The sequence below is a fragment of the Kitasatospora sp. NPDC059408 genome, from assembly GCF_042751525.1.
Lineage (GTDB): Bacteria > Actinomycetota > Actinomycetes > Streptomycetales > Streptomycetaceae > Kitasatospora.
In genome coordinates, this window is the sequence record NZ_JBHYWI010000001.1 from 392,828 (window position 1) to 419,009 (window position 26,182).

Here is a 26,182-nt window from a genome sequence, read left to right on the forward strand (position 1 = left end):
TCCCCGATCGGCTTGACGCATCTCAACGGCTGCCCCTCCGCACGGGTCACCTCCTGTGATCGCGGGTGGGCATGCGAATGTACGGTGCCGTGGTCCAGGAGTGACCATTGGTTCGTCACGGCGGAACTGACCTGCGATCACGGTGCCGTCGGGCGGTGGCTCCAATCTCCGGAGCCGCACTGGTTGCCGGGCGAGGTCCGCGCCGCGGCGGAAGCCGACCGCGCCGACTTCGAGTGCCGTTTCGGCAGCTGCGAGTAAAGCTCGGTGCCGTCGGGGTGCGGCTGGAACCCTTGACTCCGCATGATCACGGGCGGATGCTGGCCACCCCGTCACGGAGGAGGCCCGATGCCGGATCCCGCCCCGCGGCCCACTGCGACCGTCGCCGTCGGCACAGACCCCTGTTCCAGGTGCGGCCGGACGGTCGCCCTCACTGCACACCTCACGCTCGGCGAAGGCTTCGATCTCCACTTGTGCCACCACTGCGACACCGGGGCCACCACCGGCGGTCGGCTTCTAGCCGTCCTCGGGCTTCCGGACGGCCAGCGGCCGATGGATCTGTTCATGGAGTTCACTGCGGCTTGGATACATGAAGGCGCAGCGGCCTACGGATGGCGCCAGGTGCCGAAGGCAGAGTGATCGCTCGGCGTGCTTCCTGTCATGCCAGCGCCGCGATGGTGTCCGGTTCCACTGCCTCATCCATGACCGTAGTCACTCCTCCGCCGTCGTCCGGCAGCCAGAGCTGCACGGTCCGCGGCTGGGCAGCCGGTCCACGCCCGGTGACCCGCACCTCGACTTGCCGGCGGGTGAGTTGTCCGTGGCCGTCACCGAGCCCTTCCCAGCGCCCGGAGGTGACTTCCAGGCGTAGCTGCGCGCCGGGCCACGGTCCAGGGGTGACGAGGATCGTGCCGGCTCGGCGGAGGTGTGCGGCGAGGCGGTCCATAGCGCGCGGTGGGAGGCGGTCGGGCGAGCCGGCGATGATCACGGGTGTTGCGGGGGCGAGCGCGGCCAGGACCTCCGGGAGGTGCGGGCCTGGCTCGTCGACGACGACGAGGCGGCGCAGGTCGATTCCGTAGTCGGCGGCCGCGGCCAGGCCGAGGTCGCCGAGTCCGACGATTGACGTCCATGCGTACCGGTCGGCGGTGGCCGGCCCTGCGGCGGTGGCGAGGAGCAGGCTCATGTCGGGGATTTCGGTGATCGTTCCCTTCGCGAGACCGCCGGGCAGGAGTGGGCGCAGCGGTTCGAGGACGGGCAGGGTGTCGGCTTGTGCTCGGCGGGTGCGGGTGGCTGGGGAGGTGAGGTCTAGGAGGTCTGCGAGTCGCTCGGCGCGGTCGGGGGCTGGTGAGGCGGTCGCGAGGTTCATCGGCTTCGTCCCCCGGTGACGGCGTGCTGTTGGACCGGGCGCAGGGAGACGCCGTCGGCGACGACCCAGGCGGCTTCGCGGTCTTCGCCCCAGCGGGCGTGCGCGATCCACGGGCCCGGTCCGGGGCGTCGCTGTTCGAACACGATCGCGGACCTCCAGGCGCCGCCGGTGCGGATCCAGGCGAGTCGCCAGCAGCGGCCGGCGTCGTCGGGGTCGGGCGCGCCGGCCTGCTCGGTGGGGACGACGGCGGCGTCGGGGGTGCCGCCGTCGGCTGGTTCGGCGAGCGGCCGGATCGCCTGGTCAGAGTGCAGGAACCAGCCCCAAGCCTGGGTGCCGCTGGCGTCGGGGCCCCACCTGAGATGCGCGACCCAGCGGGGGCTGCCGGGCGGGCGCCGCCATTCGGACAGCATCGCGGGCCGCCACTGGCCTTCGAGGTGGATCTCGGCGAGGTGCCACCGCCGCACGGAGTAGTGCTGGCCAGGGAGGGTCATGAGCTCGCGGGGCGCGGGTTCGGCGTCGGTGGGCGTGGTGGGGGACACGACCTCAGTATTCGATACTTTGTTCGAGTGATCAAACGTCAGCCAGCCGAGGCTCCACAGAGCCTGATCGGGCCCCCACCTGCACCGACGTGGCCCACGCAGGAGGCCCATCCCCGGACGGACCCGCCTGCGTTCGACTCAGCCCACCGTCGTCACTCAGCAGCCTTGAGCAACGCTGCCAGGTCCCGCACCCCGCGCGCTCCGAGCGGGTAGTCGATGCCGTTCTCGACGAGGACCTCGTCGATTGCGGCCAGCTCGGCCCGGAGTCGCGCGGTCTCGGCGTCACGGGCTTCCGGGGTGCGTAGCGCGTCGACGAGGGCGACGAAGAGGTCGTGGTTCTGTTCGGCGATTCCGAGCCGGTCGGCGGCGTGCTCCGGGTTCATGAAGGTCATCCGATCCTCCTGTAGTCAGTGCGGGCAAGGTGTGGCGGGTCAGCCTGCTAGGCCTGGCGGGAGGACCGGTCAGAGGCTCGGCCATGGTGCGCTTGGACCGTTCGCGGGCCGGCCGTCGACTATCCGGTCTTCGAGGGTGATGACGACGTGGTTCTGATCCCGGTCGTCGAGGGACCAGTACACCGACTGGACGGTGTGTTCTTCGTGGTGGCCGTCAGGGTCGGGCTGCCAGCCGATGTGGTCTCCGACTCGGGGGACGGCGGGCATGGTGCGGGTGCGTTCGCGGTCGTCGGGGAGGACGAACAGGATCTGGATCACGCGTTCTTCTCCTTCGGGTCGGCCTGGTGGGTTGCGCGGTGGCGGCGCAGCGCGGCGCTACCGGGGACACCGCTGGCGGGGCAGCCGGTGACTCCGCAGGCTATTCTCGGCGTCTGTCAGGGCCGCCTGCCATGCTGCGCCCATGAACTCCGCCGACATTGGCAGCAACGGCGCCGGCCCCTGCCGGGACTGCGGCCGGCACTCCCCCGGACGCTGGCCCGGCGAGCGCTGCAGGCCCTGCTGGGAGGTCCGGCTGGAGGTGCGCCGCCAGCGCGCGCACGCGGGTCCGACGGCCTTGTACCGGTGCTACGACGCCGACAGGTGGCTGCTGTACATCGGCACCACTCTCGACCCGACTCGCCGGTTCCGGGAGCACGCGAAGTGGTTCGGCTGGTGGCCCGCGGTCGCGCGGACGGAGATCGAGTGGCTGCCGTACGGCCTCCCGGAGTCAATGACGACCGAGCACGCGACGATCCGGAGGGAACGGCCGGCGTGCAACGTGGCGCCGGGGGTCGAGGTGCAGGATTGCGGGCCGCCGATGGAGGGTGGGCCGTGGTTCGACCGCGGGGCGCAGCTGCGGGAGTGGCGGCGCTGGTTCACGGTGTGGCGAGACTGCCAGCTGCAGCTGGAGGAACAGGTGGCCAAGGATTCCGCTGCGCAACATCTGGATGCCCAAATTCCGCGGGCGTAGCATTCCTCGCCACGGAGGGGTGGTCACCCGGGTGCCCGGCTGTGGGCGCCCAACTCCGTTGGCGGCCGCGCGTGACCGCCCACAGGGCTGCGTCCTGCCTGTCCCAAAGGCGGCAGGGCGCGGTTCCTCACGCCTTCCCCTGCGGCTCCGGGTCCGCCTTCACCAGCTTCCGCACGGAGAGGCCGGCGTTACGTGCCCTCGTCGACTGCCCGGTGTCGTAGGTGAACAGGGTGACCGCGTCACCGGCGAGCGCCTGTAGGGCGACGACCCTGTCGACGATCTCGTCGTCCGCGATCGGAAGTCGGGCGTGACCGGGCGGGTCGAAGAGCAGCTCGACCGTGACCTTCGGCTGCGGCAGCCCTCCCGACACGGTCTCCGACAGATCCGCCTCGTGAAGGACCGCGAACGTCGGCCGACCGGAGGAGAAGAGCCGGTCGATCACGGCGAGACTGTAGCCCGCGCGCCATCTAACGTCCGATTTGCCCTGCTTGAGGTTGTCGAGTTCGTCGATGACCACCATCGGTATGCCCAGGTTGATGGTGCTGTCGTAGACGTCGGTCAGCTCCCGGAAGTCGATCGCTTCGAGCTTCTCGGGGTGGTTGATGAACACGCCGGTGTCGAAGACGATGTCACGGCCGGCCTGTCGACGGCGGTTGACAGCGGCTTCGAGGGACCGGACGGCGGCGTCGAAGTCGTCGGTGCGCTGTCGGAGTTCGAGGTTGAGCAGTCCGTTGGCGAAGCGGGCGGTGTCCGGCGCGGCCAGCATGCCGAGGTTCGCGAGAATCTGACTGTGCCGGGCAGTCAGGATGAGACGGTCGAGGTCCCGGTCGCTGACCTGGCCCGCGAGTTGGCTGGTCGCGTTGTTCGCCCATTCCAGATATGCAAGGAGCGCCTTGAGAGTGTCTCGGTCGCCGGAGGTGTAGAGGTTGCGAACGTCCACGTGGGCCTGCCGAAGGGCTTGGAGGAGGCTGTCCCGGTTGGCGCCCGGGCGCGGTGTGATGAGCATCTTCGGATGATGACAGGGGATGCCGACAGGGGCGACGGGTTCGATGAAGGTACAGGGGGGCGCGCATTCTACGGTCACGCGCCGCAATCAGGTGGGCATTTCGTGTTACTGACCGCAAGAGCCTGAAAGCCAGCGACCGTTCAGCTACCGTCAGTTCTGTGTTTGCTGCAGAACGTCGTCAGTTGATCATGGAGATGGTGCGCGCCAACGGAGCCGTTTCGCTCCGCGAGCTGGCCCGCGTCGTCCAGACCTCCGAAGTGACCGTGCGCCGAGACGTACGGGCGCTGGAGGCAGACGGGCACCTCGACCGCCGGCACGGCGGCGCGGTGCTCCCCGGCGGCTTCAGCCGCGAACCGGGCTACCCGCAGAAGACCCTGCTGTCCCCGGTCGAGAAGAGTGCCATCGCGGACCTCGCCGCCACCCTCGTGAAGGACGGCGACACCATCATGGTCGGCGCCGGCACCACCACCCAGGAGCTGGCCCGCCGGCTCGCGCGGGTGCCTGGTCTGACCGTGGTCACCAACTCGCTGCTCGTCGCGCAGGCGTTGGTGCACGCCAATCGGGTGGAAGTGGTGATGACCGGCGGCACCCTGTGCGGCGGGACCACACTGGTGGGCAACGACGCAGAGCAGGTGCTGCACGAGATGCGCGCCACCAAGGCGTTCCTCTCCGGTGGCGGTCTGACCGCCGAACGTGGCCTCTCCACGGCGAACATGCTCTGCGCGAGCGTGGACCGGGCCATGGTGGAGTCCGCCACCGAGGTGATCGTCCTCGCCGACCACACCAAGATCGGCGCGCACTCCATGTTCCCGACCGTGCCCACCGATACCATCACCCGGCTGGTCACCGACGAGAACGCGGCGACCCACGAGGTTTCCGCGCACGAGCTGAACGCGCTCGCCGACTACGGCGTGCAGGTCGACCTGGCGCCGCTCGGACCGTCGGCTCAACCCCTCACGCAGGCGATTCCGCCGACCCAATCCCGGCCGATCCCGCTTCCCGCGCAGCGCCGGTCCGAGCGGGCGCCGGGACGCCGCGGCTAACGCTCAAAAGCGGTCGCCGCTCTCCATCTCGCTTGACGAGTTGGAGAGCGGCGCTCATGCGCGTCACCACACCGGTTGGAAGGCCCCCTGCGGGATGTGGCCAAGCCAGAATGCGGCCTCCGACGGCCCAGCGGTTCCGGCCGTCGACCCGTCGTGCACCATCAGCTCCGTGGGGGCGATGTAGCCCTCGCCGGGTTCGAGGCGTATCCGGAGACATCCGAGAGCGTGTCCGTTCTTCACGAAGGCTCGGACGTCGTCGGTGTGAGGGGTCCTGTCGGCGTACTCGCGTGGGTACAGCTCGGAGCAGATGGCTACCCCATCGATGTCACCGACCAGCAGCCAGCGAGGTGCGGGCCCGAGGTTGATGCACAGCCGAAGTCGGGATTCGACCCGGTGTCTGCAGGTGAGGCGGTCCCAGTTGTCGACGTGAAGGCCGAGGCGCTGGCCGCTGGCATTGTTGATTGTCGTAGTCAGAGCGTCGGCTCCGCTGGTGACGGTGCCGAGGTACGTCGCGTCCTTGGCGAACGGGGCCGTGCCCGGCACGTCGGCGGCGGAGACGATTCGAACCGCTCGCCGCACGTCGCGCTCCGTGCAGAGAAGCCGGGCGTGCAAGGGGTCCAGGTCCCGCCAGGCGCCGTCGGGGATGACGGCGCCGGGCTCGTAGTCGGGGTCGACTTCCTCCAGTGCCAGTCGCGTCCCGCTGACCTGGCAGCGCCGCGCGACCTGTTCGACACCGGCTTCCAGTGAGAAGAACACCATGCTCTTTCCTCGTTCCTCGCAGTGGTCTCTGAGAAGGTGCGGCCCACTGCCCGAATCAACTGTCGTCGGGCAGTGGGCCGCTTATGTCACGCGTTCTGTTCCTGGGCTACCGAGGAGTTACGGCTTGGGGGCCGGCGCGGAGTTGTTCCAGTTGGACCAGTTGTTCCAGCCGCTCAGCTCCGCGGCGTCGGCCGTGACGATGGAGACCAGGTCGGTCACGGCCGGCTCCTTGCCGACCAGGTCGTCCAGGAGGATGCTCATGCTGATTTCTCCTTCTTGATGGTGGTGTTGAGCGCTTCGATGAGCGCCATTTCGGTGACTTGGCAGAACCGCGTTTCCGATGGCACGAAGGAACCGTGCTCGAAGAAGCGGTTTCCTGCCTGCGATCCGAGGCAGAAGTCGTAGAACGTGCACTTGGCCTTGCAGTAGTCCAGGGATTCGAGAAACTCCCGGACATAGCGCAGTTCATGACCGTCGCCTATGATCGACTGGAGGTCCTTTTGCAGGACATTTCCCGCCAGGAAATCACCGTAGGTATCCGATGAGATCCCGGCAAGCTCAGGGGAGAGAAGAACGACGTCCCCGTTCGTGGCGACTGTCGGGAGCGGGTCGACTCTGTACTGCTCTCGACGCTGCGCGCGTTCCTTCGGTGTGGCCTTCAGGAACTGGCCGAGCCGGTTCACCTCTCGAACCTGGACTCCGCGGGGCCCCTGGCGTCGCACCCAGTTGATGGTCTCCGTCCAGAACGCCTGGGCGTCCTCGCGTGTCGGTTGTGGCCGGCCTAGGTTCGCTCCCTCGGCTTCCTCGATGCTGAGCCCGATGTTCCAGGGGCCCAGCGAGGCGAGGAAGTCGAGGAGTTCTACCGGGCGCTTGACGCTCTCGCCGGTGACGACCGCGATGACGCTGAAGGGGACGCCGCCATCCCGTAGGCGCTCGATGCCTCTCATGACTCGGCGGAAGATCGGGCGGCCGTTTCGGTCCACGCGCTGCGTGCACAGGTGCTCGGGTCCGTCGATGCTGACGCCGACGTCGATGCGGTGTTCGTGGATCAGGCTGAGCCATCGCTCTGAGACGAGCATGGCGTTGGTCTGCATCCCGTGTCTGACCGCCCCCGCGTTCATCAGTCCGCGGAACGGCTCCAACAAGTCGGCCATCCGCTTTGTCCCGAGGGCCATCGGCTCGCCCGCGTGCCAGACCACGTTCACGGGACTGCCGTCGGAGTGGTCCAGGGCTGCGATCGCCGCAGCCACTGCCTTGGCGACCTCCAAGGACATTGGCGTCTTGTCGTCCTTGTTCGGCAGGTAGCAGTAGGTACAGGCCGCGTTGCAGAACCCGGTGCCCTGCATTACGACGCTCCTGGGCTTGCGGGCGATGCGATGCTGGAAGCGCGCGTGCGTCGGGCTGTTCATCGGACCGTCCTTCACTTGGGTGACCGCTGCATTCGGCCAAAGGCGAGGCCGTGAGTGCTTGCCTGGTTCGAGGCGGGCCCGCTCCAAGCGAGGTAGCGCCGGGAGCGCCCGTCTCGTAGTGCCAGGGCCCGGACTGACCGGCGGACAGCGGGCGGCAGTTCGAGCCCGCCTGGAACAGGGGTCTGTGTGGTGCCTACGCGGTGGCGTGGTTTGTGGCGAACTCGCCCATGTAGGGCGGGGGCAGTCGGATTCCGAGCAGCGCTGCAGCGTTTGCCTCGCGGATGCGGTGCTCGGTGGGCGGCAGCACGTGCTGGTGCAGGTCGTCGACGTGTACCCAGACGAGGGCGTCGATCCCGTCCGAGGCCCGAACTGGTAGGGAGAGGGCGTCAGCCTCGACGGTGGTCATCACGCCGCCGTTGAGGACCACGCTCAGGGTTTCGGCGGCTCCCGTGTTGAAGTTCGCCGGCACCGTGTCGTAGGCCAGGGCGCCCATGAGGGTCCTGCGCAGGCCGATGCTGTCGGCGAGTGCCCGTGCTGCCGCCTCGGCGGCCTGCTCACCGGGATGCACGCCATCGCCGGGCAGTACGAGGTCGTCCCTGTACGGCGGCTGGATCAGCAGCACTCTGCCGCCCTGGTCACGGATCAGCACGTAGGCGTCGACTCGGCGGCGCGGCTGATGCGGGGTAGCGCATGTGGTCTTCACGAGAGCTGGTCCCATCAGTGAGCAACCGGTGCCGGCGGCTCAGCGCCGGGCGTCGGGGGTCTTCGTCGTGGTTGCGGTGGTGGGCGGTTCGATGTCCGGTGCGGCGGTGGCCGTCACGGCCTGGTGGTGGACCTGTTCTCGCTCGACGAGCACGCCGAGCAGGCCGAGCACGACGACGTGGCCGCAGACCACCAGTGTTTTCAGGGCTGCCTCGACTGGGTCGCGGTGCCGGCCCCGATGCTGGCCGGTCGCGGACTGTGATTCGACGGTGGCGGTCACCTGAGTCTCCGTTCCGGAATGCCGTCGCGGTTTGGTGGGCCGCCCCGAGGGGCCGGTGTATCTCGCGCTCTTGGGCGGCCGGAGACCATGGTGCCGACCGGGCGAAGATCAGATCCGCAGCCAGGTTGTGGCACCGCAACCTGGCTGCGGGTCGGTCTGGACCAATTGGGGAAGTGTGGGCTCTGACCAGCAATAGGATCGGCGGGAGGGACAGAAAAGCGGCAGGACCGGATCGATCTCGATCCGGTCCTGCCGTCCGGAGATTCTGGGGTCAGGCCACGCTGCCGGCCGCCGCGAGGGCCGAACGGGTGTCGATCAGGTGCTCGCCCAGGCGCCGGGCCGCGGAAGTCTTGGACGTCCTGAGCCTGCGCTGCAGCTCGCTGACCCGCCGCAGAGTCTCGCGGTGCTGGATCTTGGCGACCAGGTCGAGGGCTGCATGCCCGTCCTGGCAGGCAGCATCGACGTGGCCGGCACCGGCGTGGGCCTCCGCGCGGGCGATGTGGGCGGTGCAGCGGTGCCGCAGCATCTCGGGCCCCAGATTGTCGATCGCCTGATCCAGGGACGGCAGGGCCTCCTCGTACTTGCCCAGGCGCAACAGGTCGCTGCCCTCGTAGGCGGACGCCTTGGACTCGTCGAACCAGGCGATGCCGCCCCACCGTTCGTCGTCCATCGGACCGGACAGCACGGTACGGGACTCCTCCAGAGAGGATCGGAAGCCGTGCTCGTCGTTGGTGGAGGCGTGCATCTCGGACGCGACGGCGTGCGTCCAGGCCCGCATTCGGGCGGAGGCCCCGCGTTCGGCGGCGTCCACCGCAGCGAGCGCGTAGTCCAGGCCGCCGCCGGGGTCGCCCCCGTATGAGGCGCCGAAGGCCCGGCCGCCCAGCAGAAGCGCGCAAAGCTCGGGGCTCTGGATCTCCTTGGCGACCTGGTAGCCGAGGTCGCTGTAGGCCTCGGCCTGTTCCTGGTCGCCGAGGTCGATGGAGAGCAGGATCGCGGCGAGGGCAGCCATCTCGGCCATGTGGGCCAGCAGCGGGATTCGCAGGTGAGTGGGCTGGTCCTTTGGCCGCAGCGACGAGACGAGCTGGATCTGGTGGTGCGCGACCGGTACCAGGCTGGAGGCGGGGAAGCTCTTGTAGGAGCGGCGATAGGATGCGCCGATCGCGCGCAACTCGTCGACGAGCGTTTGGTCTACGGTGCTGGGCCGGCTGGTTTGGGCCTGGGCGTCGGGTGACATGCTGGCGAAGGCGGCGGTCAGGCCGGCGAGCGAACCAAGGGTGAACGTACGTCGAAGCACGGTGTCATAACTTTCCGCATCGGGCGCCAGGGCGCGGGACAACGGCGGGGATGCCGCCTGCGATCTGCCTGACTGTGCTACCACAGGCGCGTTGGGGTATCGGACGTCGAAGGCCAGGATGTGATTGACGGTCATCCCGAGGACTTGGCTGAGCCGTTCGGCCATGCTGACGCTGTCCAGTGGGATGACCCCGCGTTCCACCTGCCCCACCCACGATTCGGACCGCCCCACTTCGACCCCGAGCTGCCCCTGGTGTAAGCCCCTTCGGCGCCTCCCCTTCTCGATGCGCTGGCCGATGATCTGGTCGATCTTCATCACTGGACACACCCCCAAGTCCGTGATCACACCGCTACAGACGGCAACCGTACCTTGCAGGGGTCGCCCTATTGATGGGAAAAGGCGCACCCAAGGCGCTGGAAGGTGACGTGGTGCGCGAGAAGGACGCAGCGATCTACGTCCAGTCCTGCTGCTCGTCGACGCCGAGGCTGGCCGTCACCCACGAGCCGTGACCAGGAACTCGTGGAGCTGCCGGTTGTACTTGGCGTCGGCCAAGGCGTGGTGCTCCCCGCTCTCCTGCTGCGGAAGCTGGGGGTTGCCAGCCTGCCAGGCGAGCGACTGCAGTTCGTGGAACCACTGCGGGATGTCCTCGGGCATGCGGGACCAGTCGTTGTCCCAGAGGGAGTGGAGGCGGCAGATGTCCTGGGCGCCGTACCAGGCGTAGAGGTGAGCCGACTCGTGGTCTCCGAAGTAGCGGGTGATGTCGTCGCGGATCTCGGCGAGGGGCTTCACGTCGGGGTGGAACAGATCGAGGAAGCCAGCGTCGTTCTTCGGGAGGTAGGGCCAGACGTGCTTGCCGAGCCAGGGGTGGAAGGCGATCTCGGCGGGGTTGATGTTGGCGTTGACTGCGTAGTAGTCGCGGCCGTGGTTGTCGGTGAGGCCGATGCTGATAAGGCCGCTGGTCGTGGGGTCGGCGGGGACGAACTCGGTGTCCAGGTAGACGTTGCGGAGGTGGCCGGGCATGGTGCGGTCTCCTTCGAGGGGTAGCGGCGGGGTTCAGGCGACGCGACGGGTGTCGTCGTACGCGGCGTAGGCCACGGCGACCTGTTCGATGTACCGGCACTGCCAGCCGCAGTCGGTGTCGTCGCCGTGGAGCAGCAGGTGGAGCTCGTCGACGGTCGACCAGGTGACGTCGGCGGGGGTCTTCCGGGTGCGGGAGCAGGGTCGGAACATGTGCTGCGCGAGGTAGGTGATCGCGTTGGTGTGGGCGTCGCGGCGGTTCGCGTGGGCGTGGAGCCAGCGGGCGAACGTCATCTCCAGCAGAACCGCCGGCGGCTCGCCGGAGCCGGGGCAGTTGGTGCAGGCGACGGGTCCACGGTCGGTGATGGTGAAGACGATCGGCGTGTCCGCGTCGTACGGCGCGGGGTGGACCTTGAGTCGGCTGTCGCGGCGGACCTGGACGGTTGCCTCGCAGACGCCACACAAGCCCTCTGGCGGGGGCGTGAAGGGCCTCACTCGGCATCACCTTCTCCCGTTACTGCGGAGGGGAGCTCGATGGCCTCAACGGTGGCCCGCCACGTCCCTGGCGCTGGCGGTCGGACGCACCGAAGGCCCAGACGCCCGCAGGCGCCACAGAAGTTGCCGTATGCCTGAGCGTTCGCCGGCCGCCCGACGGTGCCGGAGACGTACCAGCGGGCATCGGCACCGCACTCCTGGCAGGGGCTCGGCAGACGAGGGCGACCGCAGGTGGCCATGGTTCCGGCGGTAGCGGGCTCCCAGCTGCCCCAGGTGACGGACTCGCCTTGGTGGGAGGTGGGCAGTGCGGGCGGCGGGATGTTGGTCACCGGTCTCCCCCCGCGGTCCCGTAGGAGCCGGCGGTCACGGTGACGGTGGCGTGGTAGCCGGCAGCGCCGAGAGCGGTATCGATGATCTCGGCGATGTGCTCGACCTCGTCCTCGCTGTCGACGTTGCCGATCCACACATCTCCGGTGGCGTAGTGAGTGCTCATACGATTCTCCGTGGCGTGGCAGGTGGTCAGTTGGCGGTTGCGGCTTTGGCGGCCCGGCTGAGGACGTCGGCGGCGTCGCACCACTCCTGGTGCCGGCCCCAGTCGCTGGGCGCAAGGTCGGCCTCGTCGATGGCGTCGAGCAGCCCCTTCGAGGCGGCAAGGATCATCGCGTGGGCCTCGGCGAGGACCTCGGCGCGGTAGTCGTCGAGGAGTTCAGCGGCCTGCTCGGGCAGCTTGAACGAGACGTGGAACGCGCGCTCGATCTCCTCGCGGGCAGTGCGCTTCGGCTTGGCCATGAGTCAGTCCTCCGTGCTGGGGTTGGCGATCTGGAGCAGGACATCGGCGTGGCAGGCCTGCCCGGGCGGGCACCAGCAGGTGAGGTCCCGGCCGACGAGCTCGGCGCGGACCTTCGCCTGAAGATCCGGGCGGCCGTTCAGGAAGCAGCGGAACAGCTCGACGGCCTGGTCGTGAGTGCGTACGACGCCCATGAGGACCCGCTCGTCGGCGTCGACGAACCGGTAGGGGCCGCCCAGGCGGAACGGGTTGCCCCAGCCGGACGGCCGACCGACATAGACGGCGCCTTCGGGTGAGCTCCAGCCCTTGGTGCGCTGGCGTTGGATGCGCGTGGGGGTGGTCGCGGTGCGAGTCATGGGCCTTACCTCCTGGTATGTGATGAATTGTTCCAGTGGTGCAGACGTACGAGTAGCCCGGTGACGTGACGGAATGCGCTCAACTTCTCGATGGCTTGCAGACCTTGGCTGTGCGGCACCTACGTGCCCATCTGGGCGATGCGCCCGTAGTGGGGCTGCCAGGAGAGTGACACCCGGGCCTTCGGGCCCTGCCGGTTCTTCTCGATCAGCATGTCCACTTCACCGGGGCGGGCGAGCTCCTTCGGGTCGGACTCATGGGGCTCCTGGTACAGCAGGATGACGACGTCGGCGTCCTGTTCGAGGGAACCGGAGCCACGGAGGTCGGAGACCTCCGGGATCTTGCCGGGCCGGCTGGCGGACTCGCGGTTGAGCTGAGCGAGGCCGATCACGACGAGGTCGAACTCGCCAGCGAGGATCTTGAGTTCGCGCGACAGACCGCCGAGCTTCTCCCAACCGGAGTCGCCCCACGACGGGTCGAGCTGCATAAGCTGCACGTAGTCGAAAACGGCGTAGCGTGGCCTGATGCCCTCGGTGATCATCCATCGCAGCCGGGTGCGGACGTGGGCCATGGTGAGGCGTTCGGTGTCGTCGATGACCAGCGGGGCCTGCTCGACGAGCGGGAGAACGTTGTCGATCCGGGACCAGTCCCAGTCGGACAGGGTGCCTTCGTCGAGCTTGTTGATCGAGACCTGGGCGAGGTCTGCGGCGATGCGGACCATGACCTCGGTGCCAGGCATCTCCATCGAGAAGATCACCGCTGGTTCGCCGAGGGTGATCGCGGCGTGGGCGGCGATCTTCACGCCGGCGAGCGACTTGCCGCCGCCGGGCCGCGCGGCGATCAGGATGAACTTCCCGGCCTTGAGCTTCACGACCCGGTCGAGGTCCGGCCAGGGAGAGGGCAGCACCGGGGACTTGTCCGGGTTCCGCAGCTGGTCGACCAGGGAGTTCATGTGATCCCGGGCGTACAGCGTCTGGTTCTCGGCGCGGCTCGCAGTGCCGGCCGCCGTGACGGCGCCGATCACCGCATCGAGGTCGAGGCCCAGGTCGAATGACGCGTCGGCCGACCGCATCGCGCCTTCGTAGCAGGCGTGGAACAGGGCGCGTCGTGCCGCATCATCGGCGATCAGCTTCGCCTGGTACAGGGTGTTGTCGACGCCGATCGCCGCATGCTCGACCAGAGCCCAGAGGCGGTTGATGTCGCCCTGCACCAGCTGCGCCGTCCCAGAGCGGTGCATCTCCTTCAGCACCATGGGCGGGGCGACCGCGGTTGCTCCGGAGCCTGCGATGCGGGCTGCGGCGGCGAAGACGGCGCCGGCGGGCAGGTTGACGAAGTCGCTGCCGTCCGGGCGCAGGATCGCGGCGGCGGCTTCGGTGCAGTCGATGCGGCTCAGCGCTGCGCCGGCGACGGCGAGTTCGGCGGCGGCGACCTCGGAGGGTGGGGTGGTGCCGCGGACGGCGATGTCGGTCACGGGGCGGTCCTGTGGGTGATGGGCAGGCAGGTGAGGCACTGGCTGTGGTGGAGTTGGTCGGTGGGGACGGTGGTGTCGCAGCGGGCGCAGGGGGTGGTGCAGGCGTCGCAGTAGGGCTGGCCGTCGTGGATGGTGGTGGCTGCCGCCTGGACTCCGCAGCAGGTGCACATGGTCCGGGCCGCGCGGCGGCCGGGAGGCGCGACCGTCCGAGGTGCCGGTCGGACGACGGCGTGCAGCGGCAGGTCGTCGATGCGCGTCGCCAGCACGCGGCTGTGGCTGTTGATCCCGTTCGGGTTCTTCGTGAGCTCGGCGACGAGCGCCTGGTCGAGGTCCCAGCCCTGCTCCGCGATCGCTTCCAAGAGCTTCGGGGCCAGCCGGACCGCAGTACGCCGGCCGACCGCCCACGGTGCCGGCAGCTCCTGGAGAAACCGCCCGGCCGCCACGGTCTGCTCCGGCGAGAACCCGGCCTCCTCCCCCGCCGGCGCAGCCGGCTGCGTGAGGGGGTTGGGGGAGGAGGTATCCACCTCCTCCGGGGGGTGTGGGGGGTGAACCGCGAATCCGTGGTTTCCACGGTTCCGGCTCTGACCTCGCGAAACCGTGGTTTTCCGAATCCCGGATTTCCACGGTTTCGCTCCCGAATCCGTGGTTTCCACGGTTTCGCTCTGACCTCGCGAAACGTCGGTTTCCACGGCTTCGCGGGGTCGTTCGGCGGGCGAAACCGAGCTTTCCACTGTTTCGGCCCTGACCTGCGACGCCGCCTCGACGCCGTTTTGGACGTACTGGTCGTTGTTGGCGGGGTTTCGGTAGACCCGTACGACCCACTGCGGGCGGTTGGTGGCGGGGTTGAACTCGGAGACGTGCTGGACGTGACCGGCCTTCTTAAGCCGCTTGAAGATCGCGGCGAACCGGCTCTCTCCCATCTTCCAGCCGGCCTCGTGCAGTTCCCTGGCGAGCGCGAGGATCGTGGACGGCTGGCCCGGATCGCGGACCAGGAGGCGAGCAAGGACTCCGATATCTTCGGGTTGCAGGCCGGGCGACTCGATGATGTGCCGGCTCAGGATGACCTCCTCTGGGGGCTCCCAGGCACGAACGACCAGCGCAGATCCGTTGATGGTCACGACGCGCCCCCGAACTGGGAGGCGGCAACGGTGATCACTTGGACTGCGTCGGTGCCGGTGAAGTCGAACCACTCGCCGCGGATCCATCGGTCGGCGAAGTGGTGGTGCAGATGGGTCTCCAGGCCGGCGCCGCCTTCCTGTGCCCAGATGATGGTGAGCGGCACCGGCGAGCTGGTGTTGTGGCTGTTGAGGCGACGGTCGAGGTCTACAGCGCGGCCGATCTTGACGTGCCTCCGGTCAGCGGCGCTCACCGCGTAGGTCCAGCCAAGAGTCCCGTGCCGGTTGCTGGCCTCCGCGATGAGCGTCTTCTCCGAACGGCTCAGCGCCCTTGGCTTCGTCCGGACGTACCTCGGCGCTCCGAGCAGGCCCCCCTTGCCGCGGGTTCGCTCCATTCGAAGGTAGCCGCGGTCCTTTAGCTCTCGGATGGCCGCCCGGGTGCTCTCAAGGCCGTCACGGGAGAGCGAGGCGATCGTGTCGGCGCTGACTCGCGCGTTCTCGCCGAAGTTGACAATCACGCTGTAGACCCCCTTGGCGCGCAGGCTCAAGGTCGGGTCGGTGAAGGGATCCACTGCTGTTGCTCCAACGCGCTGTGCGCCTTGTCGGCGCCCCAATAGGTGACGGGCGGACCGCCCCTGGCGGTCAGGGGCGGCGGGGCGTTCAGCTGCCGAGGGCCGGTGCGGGGGTGACGTCGAGGAGGTCGCCGAAGACGTCGAGCAGGAGCCGCCAGGCGGCGGGTCGGTCGAGCTGGGCCGGGGAGTAGGCGGCGACGACGCCTTCGGGGATGCGGTGGATCCGCAGCGGGCACACGGCGTCGTCGGGCAGGGCCGGCGCGAGGGCCGCCCGGATTGGGGCGGGCTTGGGCATGGCAGGGGAAGGTGCCATCATGTGAGTGCTCCAAATCTGCGCCTTCGGTTGTCCAGACCTTGCTAGGCGCTTTGGTGTTGAGGGCTCGGTGTTCGCGCACCGAGCCCTTACTCGTTCAGGCGGCGACCGCGGCGTTGACGTCGACCGGGCGAAGCAGCGATTCGACGGTGACTCCGTAGCACTTGGCGAGTCGCATGACGTTCGTGACCGAGGGTTCGACACGGCCGTTGACGAGCCGCGACAGGGTGGCGCGGGCCAGCCCGGAGCGCTTCGCGATGCGGTAGTCGGTGGTGTCTCCGGCGAGGGCAGCTGCCTCGCGGAGGCTTCTGGCGTTCAATCGGTGAGCCATGTGGACCTTCCAGATGGGCGATCCCTGATGACATCAACCTAGCCCTCAAGTACCACTTGCGCAACTACTTCTACAAATGGAATCCCCGACTTGGATGACCCGCCCGCAGCGCCGCGCGCGAGGTTGCATCTGTGCGACCATTTGCTCGATCGGAACAACGAGCCCCCGGAGGCCCGCCATGACCCCCGCCCAGCAATTCGCTAGGTGGCTCACCCAGGCCATGCGAGCCGCCGGCCTCGATATCGACAGCCAGCGCGGAGGCGGAAGGGCCGCACTGGCCGATGCATGTGACGTCTCGCGGAGCACTGCCGGCCGGTGGCTCGACGGAGCCAGCATCCCGGGACCCGAGCACTTCAAGGCGATTGCCCGAACCGTGAATGCCTCAGTGATCGACCTGCTCATCGGGGCGGGAATCATGGACCAGGACGACATCGGAGTCCCTACAACGCCGCCCATGACTGACATCGCGGCCGAGCTCGGCCAACGGTGGGGAGTTCCGGGCGATCGACTTCCACTACTTCGAACCTCGATCGAAGCCCTTGCCGCCGGACTCGCAGCCGCCAAAGACGAGAACGCGTAGTTCCGCCGGACGGCCGTCGCGAACAGCCGGCCCTGCCACCACCTACAAGATCTGGTAGGTGATCAGAACTGCTTCCGTGTACGCATCCACGATCAAGCACTTCAGGCGCATGCACGTACCAAAATTGGTACGTGGGCCGACACCTCAAGGAACCTCGGGCCGCCTGACGCTTGCGATTCGGCCCGCTCTTCGGACAAAGACGCGCTCGGTCGCCACGGGGACGGAAGCCAGCTCCCCGGGGTGGCCGCAGGCCATCACCTACCAAATTTGGCAGGTGGTCTGGGCGGCTTGCCTGTGCGGGTTCACGATCAAGCGCGACGTCGCTAGCAGCCATCCTCGGCGGAACGAGGCGCGGCTCGGCCTCTCTGGTACCTCTACGACGAGGCGGAGCGTACCTGCTGGGCCACTATCGCCAGCCCGCGGCACCCCAAGGCAACGGACTGACCGCTCACAGCTGCGCCCTGCCGGGCCTTCCCCAGCGGGGTGCAGCTGTGTCTGCGGTGGGGGAGCGGAAACCCCGTATCGGTTCAAGCGATATCCGCTACCCTTCCTGACGGGGGTGGGTCTGCCGAATGATGGGGGTCGCCTGTGCCCAGACGTTGGGACTTCTACCGGTCGTCCGTGGGGGCCGACGTAGTCAGTCGGGAGATCAAGAAGTGCGACCTGAAGCGATTCGAGGCCGCAAAGCTCCAGGCGATCATGGAGCGCGCCGCGTCCGGCACGCTCCGTCCTCCCGACGTCAAACACCTTGGTGACGGCCTGCTGGAGCTGCGCTTCGAGGGTGAGAGGCGGATCTTCCGTCTCTTCTACTCCGAGGTCGACAGCGACGGCCCTGTCCTGCTCGCGCTCAAGTTCATCAACAAGAAGTCCACTCAGGGCATCGCTACCCGGTCGGAAGACATCGAGGTCGCACGCAAGCGGCTGACCGAGTGGACTACGCGTCGACGGTCGTGACCTGAGTAGGGGGCCGCCGTTGATGGAATATCTGGCTTAGGCGATACTCGGAGCATCTTCAAGGGGAGAAAGCGCCATGGACGACCACCTCGCAGCACTACTCGGCATCGACCCGGACGACCCGGACGCGAAGCGGGCTAAAGAGGACGCGGAAGCCCTGATGCAGCTCATCCAGACCCTCGTAGCGCACCGGAAGTCCTCGAAGCTCACACAGAAGACCGTTGCCGCCGACATGGAGACCACACAGTCAGCGGTATCGGAGTTCGAGCGCCTGGGCGGCGACCCCCGTCTGTCAACGATCATGAGATACGCGCGGGCCGTCGGCCTGAAGATCTACATCAAGGCGCACACCGACCAGGAAGCAGCGCAGCCGTCGAGCAGCTGGACACAGGTCGCAGAGACCGAAGAGCGCATCCCCAGCTCGTCCAACCGACGGAAGACGGCATGACAGGCAAAAGCCCCCGGAAGATCACGTCTGTCGATGAGCTTCTCGCGGTGGCGCACCTGAACAGCATCCAGCACTACGAAGTCAGCGGGCGAAGGTTCGACGGCTTCGAGCGCTCGGACCGCACCGACCGCGATCTTCCCAAAGAGGGGCTCGCACAGGTCCGCCTGATGCAGTTCTTCGACGGCAAGGTCCTCGCCGCGCGAGCGCGCGCGGAAGTCCACGCCGAGGAGGGCGTCCTCGTGGCAGACGTGGCCGCCTTCTTCCAGGCATCCGAGAAGCTGACCGTCTCCCCAGAGATCATTGCCGCCTTCGCCAAGCGAGTGGCATCACCCATCCTCCGGCCGTACCTGCGAGAAGCCGTCCAGAGCATCGCCGTGAAGCTCGGCATGGACGAGGTGCCGCTGCTCGCGCCGCTGGACCATGCCGGCGAGGAAGTGCTGACTCTGGGGCCCGCGACCTGACGCAGCCTGCATCCAGGTCCACGCGCGGGTGCGCCCCACCGAATCGTTTCGGTGGAGCGCACCCGCGTTTCTAGCGGACGTGGTTGATGAACATCCTCGACCCGTCGTGCAGGTCGACGGTGGCGCCGTGGCCGACTACCGGCGGGTTCGGGCGCGCCGAGTAGACCTCGACCGCGGCGATCTCACCCGCGTCGGCAGCCAGGAGCGCGGCGACGAGCCCGTGCTCGACTGCGGCAAGGTCGTTCAGTTCGGCCGGCATAGCGGGGCCCACAGGCTTCTCTCCCAGTGCCGGCTCCGGGTCGGGGTGGTCGCCCCACTTCTCGCCGGGGGCGCTCATCACGACGATCTGCCAGCGGGTCGACCGGCCGCCGGCCTCGACGACGACTCCAAAGGGCTGCTTGCTGCCGCCGGCATCGGCGAAGGTCTTCGCCGCGGCGCCAGGCAAAGCGGCGGCGGCGTCGAGCAGGAGCTGCTGAAAGCGGGCAGGGCGCATGGATGAACGTTCCTTCGTGGATGGGGAAGTCCACCGTACCGGGCTGCCATCACCTGCGCGGCCAGCCGCTCCGGCCCCACGAGTCACAGGATGCCGTGCGATGCGCACCGGATGCGCCGCTGGTCAGCGACACAACAACGGCCCCACCCGGGAAATCAGGTGGGGCCGCGATGCATGGTGATGCGTCAGGCCAGCGGATGGTCCGCGGCCTGCTTCTTCGGTCGGGTGGTGCCTGAGCCGGTGTAGCCGCGGAACACATCCTGCACGGTACTCAGCTTGATACCCAGCCGGTCCGCGATGGCCCGGTAGGACTCGCCCTCGTCGTGCAGTCGTTCGATCAACTCCTTGCGCTCCTTGGCCCAGGCTCGGTTGCGCTTTACCTGGTCAGCCATGATCTGGCTCTTAGCTCGGACGCGTTCCTCCAAGTCCGGGATTCTCTCGACCGCTTCGAGGGCGTCGGTCACCTGCTGCACCTCCTCGTTGCCCAATTCGGCCCCTTCTCTCGTGGCCGCTTGCCTTAACTGTAGGGGACCCCTACAGTGAGAGCAATGCGGCACTCACAGTGCTTGCAGCAACACAAAGGCCCCGGCCGGCGCTTGCGACGCCACATGGCCGGGGCCAGTCCCACCCTCCACCGCAAAGTACGAGGACAGGACCATGCCCGATCGTAGTGTCACCACCCCGCCGACCGGCACCGCCCCGCGGCTCCCGGTCCGGAACACCAGCTGCTCCTCCTACCCGGGGAGCCCGCGCCACCACTCCACGCCGGCCACCACCCGTTCGCCGCAGCTCGTTCGTGCCGTCCGCCGGTGCTACGACCTCGGCGCCCGGCACCGCGCTGCCGGCGACCCGGTCACCGCGGCCGACCTGCGCACCAGCATGGCCGACACCGCCGAAGCCCTCGCCGCCGCCCAGCGCGACGAGAACGGGAGCCTGCGGTGAACGAGCCCGTCGACCTCGCCCGACTCGCGGCCGAGCTCAAGGAAGAGACCGCGCACCTGCGCGAGCCCGAGCGGTCCGCGCCCACCACCTTCATCGGCGCCCCGGACGTCGGCGTCGACTGGGCCGACCCCGAGACCAGGCCCGCAGCGTGGCGCGCCTTCGGAGACGACGCGTGACCGCCGACGACCTCGTCCCCTGCACCGCCTGCCTGGACGAGGTGCCCCGCCACCAGATCCGCGAGTACGCCGGCCGCCCCTACTGCCTCGACTGCCTCGACGGCGCCGAGCAGCAGCACGACCACGCCCTCACCTGGCAGCTCGCCTACGCCGCGTAGCCCCCGGTACCGGCCGGGCCAGCCACAGTGCGCTGGTCCGGCCATGCCGCCACGCCCGCATCCCCGGAGCACACCCACCATGACCACCACCCCGCCGGACGACACCGCTGACCCCATCGGCTGGACGGCCGCCATGGGCCTCGTCCGCACCGCCGCTGCCCTCATGGCCGCCTGGTCCCTCTACGTCGTCGCCCGCCACTACGACGTCCCGATGCTCCTCGCCATCGTGGCCGGCCTCGTCTACGACGGCGTCGCCTACGTCTGCCTCAAGCTCGCCACGGACGCAGTCCGCGACGACCGCTCCGCCGCCGCCCCCATCCTCGCCACCCTCGGCATGGCAGGCCTGTCCGTCTACCTCAACCTCGTCCACGCCCGCTTCACCGGCGGCGGCCGACCCGCCGAAGTTCTGTACGCCTCCCCGGCCATCGCCTTCCTCCTGGTCTCCGCCCTCTCCTGGGCAGCCGAGCGAGCCGCCTGCCGCGGCGCCCGAGGAGAGACCCCGATGCGCATGCCGGCCTACGGCTTCCTTGGCTGGACTCTCGCTGGCAGCAAGGCCTACCGCTCCCTCAAGACACAGGCCGTCGCCCACGTGACCAGCGGCGCATCCCCGACGCATCCGCCCGTATCATCCCTCCCGGCCCGCACCGCCGAAGACGTCATTGCCGCTGAGTTCGCCGAGATCGGCCCCGCCGCCGCGGTTCAGCGCGTCGCCGATGCCAACCCCGGCGCCGACGACACCGAGATCGCCCAGATCCTCGCCGCCTACCAGGTCACCGTCACTCCGGGGCAGGTTGCCCTGCTGCTCGAACGGGCCGCCGTCCCCACTGTCCGCCTCGACCGCGTCCCGCAGCCGCCAGCCGGCCCCACCCCCGCCATCGGACCCCGGATGCGCCCGAATGCTGCACCGAATGCACCCCTGGTCAGCGGCATGACCAAGGCCGACGCCATTGTGGCCATGGCCCAGCACCTCGGCGGGCTCAAGACCCCCGCCGGACCCATCGCCATCGCCCTCGCACAGCAGGGCATCGCCACCGACACCGCGTACATCCGGACCGCGCTCTCCCGTGCCCGCAGGGCCGAACAGAAGGCCGCCAAGAAGTCGGAGCCGGCCGAGCAGCCGAGCCCGGACCGCTTCTCCGGTGCGGGGTTCTACCCGTGACGGCCGCCCTCCTCTGGGTGATCCCCGCCGCGTGCGCGCTCACCCTGCTCGCGGTGCTCCGCCCCCGCGACGCCGTTGTGACGCTCCGCGCCGCCGCCGGCATCTGGATCGCCCTCACCCTCATCGCCCTCCCCCTCCTCCTCCGGAGTTGAGATGTCCGACCTCCTGCCCGTCCCGGCCGAACGCCGGGTCGTCGAACCCGCCCTCGTCATCCCGCCGCAGCCCATCGAACCGCCCAACACCGCGCCCGAGCCGACCGTCCTCATCGGCCAGCCGATGGTTGCCGAGCCGCCCCGACCCCGGATCCCCATCGCCAACCGGCCCCCGGTCGTTGACCACACCCAGCCCCCCGAGCGCAAGGCCAAGCAGGAGCCCCGCACAACGCGGATCCGGCGCCCCACGCACGTCGACCTCAGCAAGCCGACCGCCGACGAGCAGCCGCCACAGACACCCTCGGCCGAAGTCCCCGACAAGCCCGAGCCTGAACCGGCCGAGGCCACCGAATCGCAGCTCTCCCGCCGACGCCGCCTCGCCCTCGCCGCCGTCGACAGCACCGCCGCCCGACGGGCCACCCCCCGCGACGAACGCCAGCGAGGTCGGGTCCGTGTCCTCCTCATCACCGGTACCGCCGCTGGCATCGGCTGGGCGCTCGGCTACGGGCCATTCCTCAGCGCCTCGATCGCCGAGCTCGGCCAGGCCGATCCCAAGTGGGGCGTCGGCATCGGCCTCCTCGCCGTTACCGGAGGCCTCATTGTCGACATCGGCCTCCGGGGCGGCCGGCCCCTCGCTCAAATCACCAGCTGGAGCCTCGTGCCCGCCACCCTCGCCCGCGTCCCCCTCGCCACCGCCGTACTCGCGCTCGGCCTCTACGCCCCCGGACGGATCTGATGCAGACCGGACAGATCTTCGGCGTCATCGGCTCCGGCCTCGCCGCCCTCATCGCCACCACCATCCTGATCCTCGGCTGCCGCGGCAAAGGCAAGATCAAGCTCAGCCAGCACAGCGCCGCCTGCTGGGGATATGTCGCCGGCTACTTCTACTCCGTCGGCGCCACCTTCTGGACCTCGGCCGCCGTCATCACCGGCGGCCTGTCATCCGCCCTCACCGGCCCTGACGGGGCAGTCGGCAACGGCGGCATGGGCGGCGTCGCACTGCTCCTCGCCGTCATCGCCTACGGTGCCAAGGTCCCGCCCGGCATGTCGGCCATCCTCGGGGTAGCCGCGTTCACCATCTTCCAGCAGGCCGGCGGCATCTGGGCCGTACCGGCCGGCGTCCTCGCGAAGGCCGCCGGCAACCTCCTCGGGATCCACTGATGGCCACCAGCCTGGAGAAGCCCCAGAAGACACGCGCCTTCGCCGCGCCAGACCTCCGCCCCTACGTCCAACCGGCAGGGATCGGCCGCGCATTCGGCACCGGCACCATGGCCCTCGCCCGCCGCCTGTGGCGCCGCGAGCTGCTCAACGCAGCGGTCAGCCAGGCCCGCGCCTGGGGGATCGTCAGCTGGCCTGGAGCCTTCTGCACAGCCTGCCTGACGGTCGGCGGGTGGATGGCGCTACACCGGTACCTACCGGCCATCGCCGGCGCTCTGGCCGTCGTGTGGGTGGTGCTGGCGCTGATGCACAGCACGCCCCAACCGGCCGCCGAGCACCCCCGATCGGTCCCGTCCGTCGAGGCCCCCGAGGCGGCAGAGGACGCCCTCGAAGAGGAGGATGAAGACGACCCCCGCGAGGCCTTCCTCGACCACCTCCGTCGGGCCATCGGCAACCGGAACGGGGTACTCCTCCGGGACCTCGCCAAGGAGCCCCCGTTCGACCGCTGCGGCATCCCCGGAATCCGGGCCGTCGCCGCCCACCACGGGATCCGCGTCCGCGACTCCCTGAAGGTGGCCGGCAGCACCAGCGTCGGCATCGCCAGAGCCGATCTCCCGCCCCTCCCCCAAGAGGAGCCGCAGGAGGCCCCTCTCGCCGGGTAGTTCACGCTCTGACCTGCAACAACTACCCGGCCAACTACCTCGAACTACCTGACAACTACCCCTCGAACTACCCGACAGGCGCTCCCAAATGACGAAGGAAGAAGCCGTCAGCGAGGCCGCTCGGGAGATCCTTGCCCACGGCGGACCCTACTGCCTCACCGACCCCCACATCGGCCTCCGAGCTATGGGGGACGCGATCGCCCTCGGCGCCACCGAGGACGACATCAAGGCCGAGATGGGTCGCCAGCGCGAGGCCGGGCAGTGATCACCGACCCCTGCCTGGCGGACGACGACCGCACCGCGTACCTCCTCGTCGACATCCGGCAGACCCTCGCCGAAGGGGACGCCCCACCGGAGTTCGCCCACCTGATCGAGGGCGCCCTCGTCGAGTCGTACGCCCGCCGCTACGACGGCACCTACCCGCCCGCTGGCCACACCTACCCCGAGGTCCGGGGGTGAGTCGTGCTCTCCGCGCCCGCCCGAAGCCGCCGCGCGCCTCCTCAGCCCGACCGCCGGTGACACGCCGATAATCTCACTGCACTTCCGGCCGATCGGAGTACATTGGTCATCGCCCAGGTGCGCAGGCCGAGGTTACTTCCACTGTTAATGGGGTTGTCGCGGGTTCGAGTCCCGTCATCGACTACGGGTCGGTGTAGCTCAGTTGGCAGAGCGCCTACGTTCCCTCAGCCGAACTCGATCTCTGGGCAAACAACTTCAGATTCTGCACCTCCCGGTGCGCTGGAGCACGGCTACTTCTTCGCATGAATCACGCCGCGCTCCGCATTGATCTCGGGAGGCACCAGCATCGGGGCGCCCGGTGCGCAGGCAACGGATCCTTCTCTGGAACTGACGGTCGCGGGTTCAATTCCCGCCCGGCCTCTGGCCGGTAGCTCAGAAGGTAGAGCATCAGTCGCAAGCCCGTCGCCGACTCTCGATCTCGGGCGCCCACTGCTGAAGCCTCCCCTCCACAATGAGGGGTTTCTTCATGTCCCGCTTCAACACCCGCAACACCCGGCCGGCGGCCACTTCGCCGATCCGCAGCACCGGCCAGACCACGATCAACCACCAGGGCGGCAACGGCCACCTCCGCGAGCCCAAGTCGGAGCTCTTCCTCCTCGCCGTAGCCAACATGGTCGGTCAGAACACCTTCTACGAGAAGGCCGGCCACCGCGACGACCGCTACACCCAGCTCATCCGGCAGCTCGCCGTCGAAGACCCCCAGTGGACCGCCCAGTTCCTCGGATGGCTCCGCTCGGACGGCAACATGCGGACCGCATCCCTCGTCGGCGCAGCCGAGTTCGCCGCAGCCCGCCTCGCCGCCAAGCTCGACGGCCAGTCCCGGCAGGTCATCAACGCAGTCCTCCAGCGCCCCGACGAGCCCGGCGAGCTGCTCGCCTACTGGACCTCGCAGCACGGCCGGAACCTGCCCAAGCCCGTCAAGCGCGGCATCGCCGACGCCGTGCAGCGCCTCTACAACAGCAAGGCCCTGCTCAAGTACGACACCGACAGCAAGGGCTACCGCTTCGGCGACGTCCTCAACCTCGTCCACGCCACCCCGCACCCCGACAAGCCGTGGCAGGGCGACCTGTTCAAGTACGCCCTCGACCGCCGACACAACCCGGACACCGCGGTCGCGCCCGGGTCGAACCGGACGCTCACCGCCAACCTCGCCATCCGGTCCCTGGAAGTCGGGGAGCGCCGGGAGTTCCTGCGCCTGCCGGACGCGGCAGACCGACTGTCCGCCGCAGGGTTCACGTGGGAGATGCTCGCCGGGTGGCTCCAGGGCCCGATGGACGCCGAGGCGTGGCAGGCGATCATCCCGTCCATGGGGACGATGGCGCTGCTGCGGAACCTGCGGAACTTCGACGAGGCCGGTGTCTCGGACGAGGTCGCCGAGCAGGTCGCGGCACGGATCAGCGACCCCGACCAGGTCGCGAAGTCCCGGCAGTTCCCGTTCCGGTTCCTCGCCGCCTTCAAGCACGCCCCGTCCCTGCGCTGGGGCTACGCCCTGGAGAAGGCCCTCGGCTACTCGCTCGCGAACGTGCCGGCGCTCCCGGGCCGGACGCTGGTCCTGGTCGACCGGTCCGGATCGATGTTCGGCGGCATCAGCGAGCAGACCAAGCTGAACCGGGCAGACGCCGCTGCCGTGTTCGGCACGGCCGTCGCTCTGCGCGCGGCCCACGCCGACCTCGTCCAGTTCGGCACGCACTCCGTGGCGGTGCCATACGGCCAGGGGGAGTCGGTCCTGCGCATCATCGGCCGATTCCTCGACCTCGGCGGCACGAACACCGCCGAGGCCGTGCGCCAGCACTACCGGGGACACGATCGGGTCGTCGTCGTCACGGACGAGCAGACCGGTTACGGCTACTACGGATCGGACCCGACTGCGCAGGTCCCGGCGAACGTGCCGGTGTACACCTGGAACCTCGCTGGCTACCGGGCCGGCCACGGCCCGTCCGGTGGTGGGAACCGGCACGCGTTCGGTGGGCTAACCGATCACGCCTTCCGGATGATTCCGCTGCTTGAGGCCGGACGGGATGCAGCCTGGCCGTGGGAGCAGCGCATCAGCTGATGCGCCGATGATGCGCCCG

40 protein-coding genes are annotated in these 26,182 nt (G+C 68.9%); 17 read left to right on the top strand and 23 right to left on the bottom strand.

Annotated features, from left to right (window positions below; translation table 11 throughout):
• Positions 1–655: 655 nt before the first annotated feature.
• The 4 genes from ACFXDE_RS01840 to ACFXDE_RS01855 all read right to left on the bottom strand — a co-directional run bounded on the left by ACFXDE_RS01840 (position 656) and on the right by ACFXDE_RS01855 (position 2,609).
• The gene (locus ACFXDE_RS01840; protein WP_380489788.1) at positions 656–1,360 is read right to left on the bottom strand and encodes a hypothetical protein; all 705 of its coding nucleotides are present in this window, start codon (positions 1,358–1,360) and stop codon (positions 656–658) included.
• A complete protein-coding gene (locus ACFXDE_RS01845) occupies positions 1,357–1,899 on the bottom strand; it encodes a hypothetical protein (protein ID WP_380489790.1) in 543 nt (180 codons plus the stop codon). The genes ACFXDE_RS01840 and ACFXDE_RS01845 overlap by 4 nt, the downstream gene beginning before the upstream one ends.
• 152 nt (positions 1,900–2,051) lie before the next feature.
• Positions 2,052–2,291, bottom strand: a complete 240-nt coding sequence (locus tag ACFXDE_RS01850) for a hypothetical protein (protein WP_380489792.1) — start codon at positions 2,289–2,291, stop codon at positions 2,052–2,054.
• A 69-nt stretch (positions 2,292–2,360) separates the two neighbouring features.
• Positions 2,361–2,609, bottom strand: coding sequence for a hypothetical protein (locus ACFXDE_RS01855; RefSeq protein WP_380489794.1), 249 nt, complete (start codon positions 2,607–2,609; stop codon positions 2,361–2,363).
• A 142-nt stretch (positions 2,610–2,751) separates the two neighbouring features.
• On the opposite strand from ACFXDE_RS01855, the gene ACFXDE_RS01860 reads away from it, so the two are divergent.
• Positions 2,752–3,300, top strand: a complete 549-nt coding sequence (locus ACFXDE_RS01860; RefSeq protein WP_380489796.1) for a hypothetical protein — start codon at positions 2,752–2,754, stop codon at positions 3,298–3,300.
• Between the two features lie 127 nt (positions 3,301–3,427).
• On the opposite strand, the gene ACFXDE_RS01865 is transcribed toward ACFXDE_RS01860, so the two are convergent.
• Entirely contained in the window at positions 3,428–4,384 is a 957-nt protein-coding gene (locus tag ACFXDE_RS01865; protein ID WP_380489798.1) for a PIN domain-containing protein, read from the bottom strand.
• A gap of 80 nt (positions 4,385–4,464) precedes the next feature.
• On the opposite strand from ACFXDE_RS01865, the gene ACFXDE_RS01870 reads away from it, so the two are divergent.
• On the top strand, positions 4,465–5,349 hold the full coding sequence (locus tag ACFXDE_RS01870; RefSeq protein ID WP_380489800.1) for a DeoR/GlpR family DNA-binding transcription regulator: 885 nt from the start codon (positions 4,465–4,467) through the stop codon (positions 5,347–5,349).
• 63 nt (positions 5,350–5,412) lie between these two features.
• Here the strand turns inward: ACFXDE_RS01870 and ACFXDE_RS01875 are convergent, their stop codons facing one another.
• The 16 genes from ACFXDE_RS01875 to ACFXDE_RS01950 form a co-directional block, all read right to left on the bottom strand.
• Positions 5,413–6,108, bottom strand: a complete 696-nt coding sequence (locus ACFXDE_RS01875; protein ID WP_380489802.1) for a hypothetical protein — start codon at positions 6,106–6,108, stop codon at positions 5,413–5,415.
• A gap of 117 nt (positions 6,109–6,225) precedes the next feature.
• Complete coding sequence (locus tag ACFXDE_RS01880) at positions 6,226–6,369, bottom strand: hypothetical protein (protein ID WP_380489804.1); 144 nt, start codon at positions 6,367–6,369, stop codon at positions 6,226–6,228.
• Complete coding sequence (gene amcB / locus ACFXDE_RS01885; RefSeq protein WP_380489806.1) at positions 6,366–7,517, bottom strand: cyclophane-forming radical SAM peptide maturase AmcB; 1,152 nt, start codon at positions 7,515–7,517, stop codon at positions 6,366–6,368. Before amcB ends, ACFXDE_RS01880 begins: the two co-directional genes overlap by 4 nt.
• Positions 7,518–7,710: 193 nt before the next feature.
• Complete coding sequence (locus ACFXDE_RS01890; RefSeq protein ID WP_380489808.1) at positions 7,711–8,235, bottom strand: NUDIX domain-containing protein; 525 nt, start codon at positions 8,233–8,235, stop codon at positions 7,711–7,713.
• 24 nt (positions 8,236–8,259) lie between these two features.
• Complete coding sequence (locus ACFXDE_RS01895) at positions 8,260–8,499, bottom strand: hypothetical protein (RefSeq protein WP_380489810.1); 240 nt, start codon at positions 8,497–8,499, stop codon at positions 8,260–8,262.
• A 271-nt stretch (positions 8,500–8,770) separates the two neighbouring features.
• On the bottom strand, positions 8,771–10,108 hold the full coding sequence (locus ACFXDE_RS01900; protein WP_380489812.1) for a multiprotein-bridging factor 1 family protein: 1,338 nt from the start codon (positions 10,106–10,108) through the stop codon (positions 8,771–8,773).
• Positions 10,109–10,285: 177 nt separating this feature from the next.
• The gene (locus ACFXDE_RS01905; RefSeq protein WP_380489814.1) at positions 10,286–10,813 is read right to left on the bottom strand and encodes a hypothetical protein; all 528 of its coding nucleotides are present in this window, start codon (positions 10,811–10,813) and stop codon (positions 10,286–10,288) included.
• 33 nt (positions 10,814–10,846) lie between these two features.
• Positions 10,847–11,305, bottom strand: a complete 459-nt coding sequence (locus ACFXDE_RS01910; RefSeq protein ID WP_380489816.1) for a hypothetical protein — start codon at positions 11,303–11,305, stop codon at positions 10,847–10,849.
• A gap of 325 nt (positions 11,306–11,630) precedes the next feature.
• Entirely contained in the window at positions 11,631–11,798 is a 168-nt protein-coding gene (locus ACFXDE_RS01915; protein ID WP_380489818.1) for a hypothetical protein, read from the bottom strand.
• Between the two features lie 26 nt (positions 11,799–11,824).
• Positions 11,825–12,094 (bottom strand): hypothetical protein, encoded by a 270-nt coding sequence (locus ACFXDE_RS01920; RefSeq protein WP_380489820.1) that lies wholly within the window; start codon positions 12,092–12,094, stop codon positions 11,825–11,827.
• Positions 12,095–12,097: 3 nt separating this feature from the next.
• A complete protein-coding gene (locus ACFXDE_RS01925; RefSeq protein ID WP_380489822.1) occupies positions 12,098–12,448 on the bottom strand; it encodes a DUF4326 domain-containing protein in 351 nt (116 codons plus the stop codon).
• A 119-nt stretch (positions 12,449–12,567) separates the two neighbouring features.
• The gene (locus ACFXDE_RS01930) at positions 12,568–13,917 is read right to left on the bottom strand and encodes a DnaB-like helicase C-terminal domain-containing protein (protein ID WP_380489824.1); all 1,350 of its coding nucleotides are present in this window, start codon (positions 13,915–13,917) and stop codon (positions 12,568–12,570) included.
• Complete coding sequence (locus ACFXDE_RS01935; RefSeq protein ID WP_380489825.1) at positions 13,914–15,035, bottom strand: hypothetical protein; 1,122 nt, start codon at positions 15,033–15,035, stop codon at positions 13,914–13,916. The genes ACFXDE_RS01930 and ACFXDE_RS01935 overlap by 4 nt, the downstream gene beginning before the upstream one ends.
• Positions 15,032–15,604 carry a GIY-YIG nuclease family protein gene (locus tag ACFXDE_RS01940; protein WP_380489827.1) on the bottom strand — a complete coding sequence of 191 codons (573 nt, stop codon included), beginning with the start codon at positions 15,602–15,604 and terminating at the stop codon, positions 15,032–15,034. The genes ACFXDE_RS01935 and ACFXDE_RS01940 overlap by 4 nt, the downstream gene beginning before the upstream one ends.
• Before the next feature lie 88 nt (positions 15,605–15,692).
• Complete coding sequence (locus ACFXDE_RS01945) at positions 15,693–15,899, bottom strand: hypothetical protein (RefSeq protein ID WP_380489829.1); 207 nt, start codon at positions 15,897–15,899, stop codon at positions 15,693–15,695.
• 115 nt (positions 15,900–16,014) lie between these two features.
• Positions 16,015–16,236 (bottom strand): helix-turn-helix domain-containing protein, encoded by a 222-nt coding sequence (locus tag ACFXDE_RS01950; RefSeq protein ID WP_380489831.1) that lies wholly within the window; start codon positions 16,234–16,236, stop codon positions 16,015–16,017.
• Positions 16,237–16,426: 190 nt separating this feature from the next.
• Here ACFXDE_RS01950 and ACFXDE_RS01955 point away from each other — a divergent pair, with 190 nt between their 5' ends.
• The 4 genes from ACFXDE_RS01955 (at position 16,427) to ACFXDE_RS01970 (ending at position 18,691) form a co-directional block, all read left to right on the top strand.
• Positions 16,427–16,828, top strand: coding sequence for a hypothetical protein (locus ACFXDE_RS01955; RefSeq protein ID WP_380489833.1), 402 nt, complete (start codon positions 16,427–16,429; stop codon positions 16,826–16,828).
• A 621-nt stretch (positions 16,829–17,449) separates the two neighbouring features.
• The gene (locus ACFXDE_RS01960) at positions 17,450–17,782 is read left to right on the top strand and encodes a type II toxin-antitoxin system RelE/ParE family toxin (protein WP_380489835.1); all 333 of its coding nucleotides are present in this window, start codon (positions 17,450–17,452) and stop codon (positions 17,780–17,782) included.
• 76 nt (positions 17,783–17,858) lie between these two features.
• A complete protein-coding gene (locus tag ACFXDE_RS01965; protein WP_380489837.1) occupies positions 17,859–18,230 on the top strand; it encodes a helix-turn-helix domain-containing protein in 372 nt (123 codons plus the stop codon).
• Complete coding sequence (locus ACFXDE_RS01970; protein WP_380489838.1) at positions 18,227–18,691, top strand: hypothetical protein; 465 nt, start codon at positions 18,227–18,229, stop codon at positions 18,689–18,691. Before ACFXDE_RS01965 ends, ACFXDE_RS01970 begins: the two co-directional genes overlap by 4 nt.
• 70 nt (positions 18,692–18,761) lie before the next feature.
• On the opposite strand, the gene ACFXDE_RS01975 is transcribed toward ACFXDE_RS01970, so the two are convergent.
• Positions 18,762–19,184, bottom strand: a complete 423-nt coding sequence (locus tag ACFXDE_RS01975) for a hypothetical protein (protein ID WP_380489840.1) — start codon at positions 19,182–19,184, stop codon at positions 18,762–18,764.
• Between the two features lie 185 nt (positions 19,185–19,369).
• Positions 19,370–19,648 (bottom strand): helix-turn-helix domain-containing protein, encoded by a 279-nt coding sequence (locus ACFXDE_RS01980; protein WP_380489842.1) that lies wholly within the window; start codon positions 19,646–19,648, stop codon positions 19,370–19,372.
• Between the two features lie 193 nt (positions 19,649–19,841).
• Here ACFXDE_RS01980 and ACFXDE_RS01985 point away from each other — a divergent pair, with 193 nt between their 5' ends.
• From ACFXDE_RS01985 to ACFXDE_RS02035, 11 genes are all read left to right on the top strand, one after another.
• Positions 19,842–20,126 (top strand): hypothetical protein, encoded by a 285-nt coding sequence (locus ACFXDE_RS01985; RefSeq protein WP_380489844.1) that lies wholly within the window; start codon positions 19,842–19,844, stop codon positions 20,124–20,126.
• The gene (locus ACFXDE_RS01990; RefSeq protein ID WP_380489846.1) at positions 20,123–20,302 is read left to right on the top strand and encodes a hypothetical protein; all 180 of its coding nucleotides are present in this window, start codon (positions 20,123–20,125) and stop codon (positions 20,300–20,302) included. Before ACFXDE_RS01985 ends, ACFXDE_RS01990 begins: the two co-directional genes overlap by 4 nt.
• Positions 20,299–20,460, top strand: coding sequence for a hypothetical protein (locus ACFXDE_RS01995; RefSeq protein ID WP_380489848.1), 162 nt, complete (start codon positions 20,299–20,301; stop codon positions 20,458–20,460). Before ACFXDE_RS01990 ends, ACFXDE_RS01995 begins: the two co-directional genes overlap by 4 nt.
• Before the next feature lie 79 nt (positions 20,461–20,539).
• Positions 20,540–21,619, top strand: coding sequence for a hypothetical protein (locus ACFXDE_RS02000; RefSeq protein ID WP_380489850.1), 1,080 nt, complete (start codon positions 20,540–20,542; stop codon positions 21,617–21,619).
• Positions 21,616–21,771, top strand: a complete 156-nt coding sequence (locus tag ACFXDE_RS02005) for a hypothetical protein (RefSeq protein WP_380489852.1) — start codon at positions 21,616–21,618, stop codon at positions 21,769–21,771. Before ACFXDE_RS02000 ends, ACFXDE_RS02005 begins: the two co-directional genes overlap by 4 nt.
• A gap of 1 nt (position 21,772) precedes the next feature.
• Positions 21,773–22,507: a hypothetical protein gene (locus tag ACFXDE_RS02010; RefSeq protein WP_380489854.1), complete on the top strand. Its 735-nt coding sequence runs from the start codon at positions 21,773–21,775 to the stop codon at positions 22,505–22,507.
• Complete coding sequence (locus ACFXDE_RS02015; RefSeq protein WP_380489856.1) at positions 22,507–22,932, top strand: hypothetical protein; 426 nt, start codon at positions 22,507–22,509, stop codon at positions 22,930–22,932. The genes ACFXDE_RS02010 and ACFXDE_RS02015 overlap by 1 nt, the downstream gene beginning before the upstream one ends.
• Entirely contained in the window at positions 22,932–23,591 is a 660-nt protein-coding gene (locus tag ACFXDE_RS02020) for a hypothetical protein (RefSeq protein WP_380489858.1), read from the top strand. The genes ACFXDE_RS02015 and ACFXDE_RS02020 overlap by 1 nt, the downstream gene beginning before the upstream one ends.
• An 88-nt stretch (positions 23,592–23,679) precedes the next feature.
• Entirely contained in the window at positions 23,680–23,856 is a 177-nt protein-coding gene (locus ACFXDE_RS02025) for a hypothetical protein (protein ID WP_380489860.1), read from the top strand.
• Positions 23,853–24,050, top strand: a complete 198-nt coding sequence (locus tag ACFXDE_RS02030; RefSeq protein WP_380489862.1) for a hypothetical protein — start codon at positions 23,853–23,855, stop codon at positions 24,048–24,050. The genes ACFXDE_RS02025 and ACFXDE_RS02030 overlap by 4 nt, the downstream gene beginning before the upstream one ends.
• Before the next feature lie 526 nt (positions 24,051–24,576).
• Entirely contained in the window at positions 24,577–26,163 is a 1,587-nt protein-coding gene (locus ACFXDE_RS02035; protein ID WP_380489864.1) for a TROVE domain-containing protein, read from the top strand.
• Positions 26,164–26,182 lie beyond the last annotated feature (19 nt).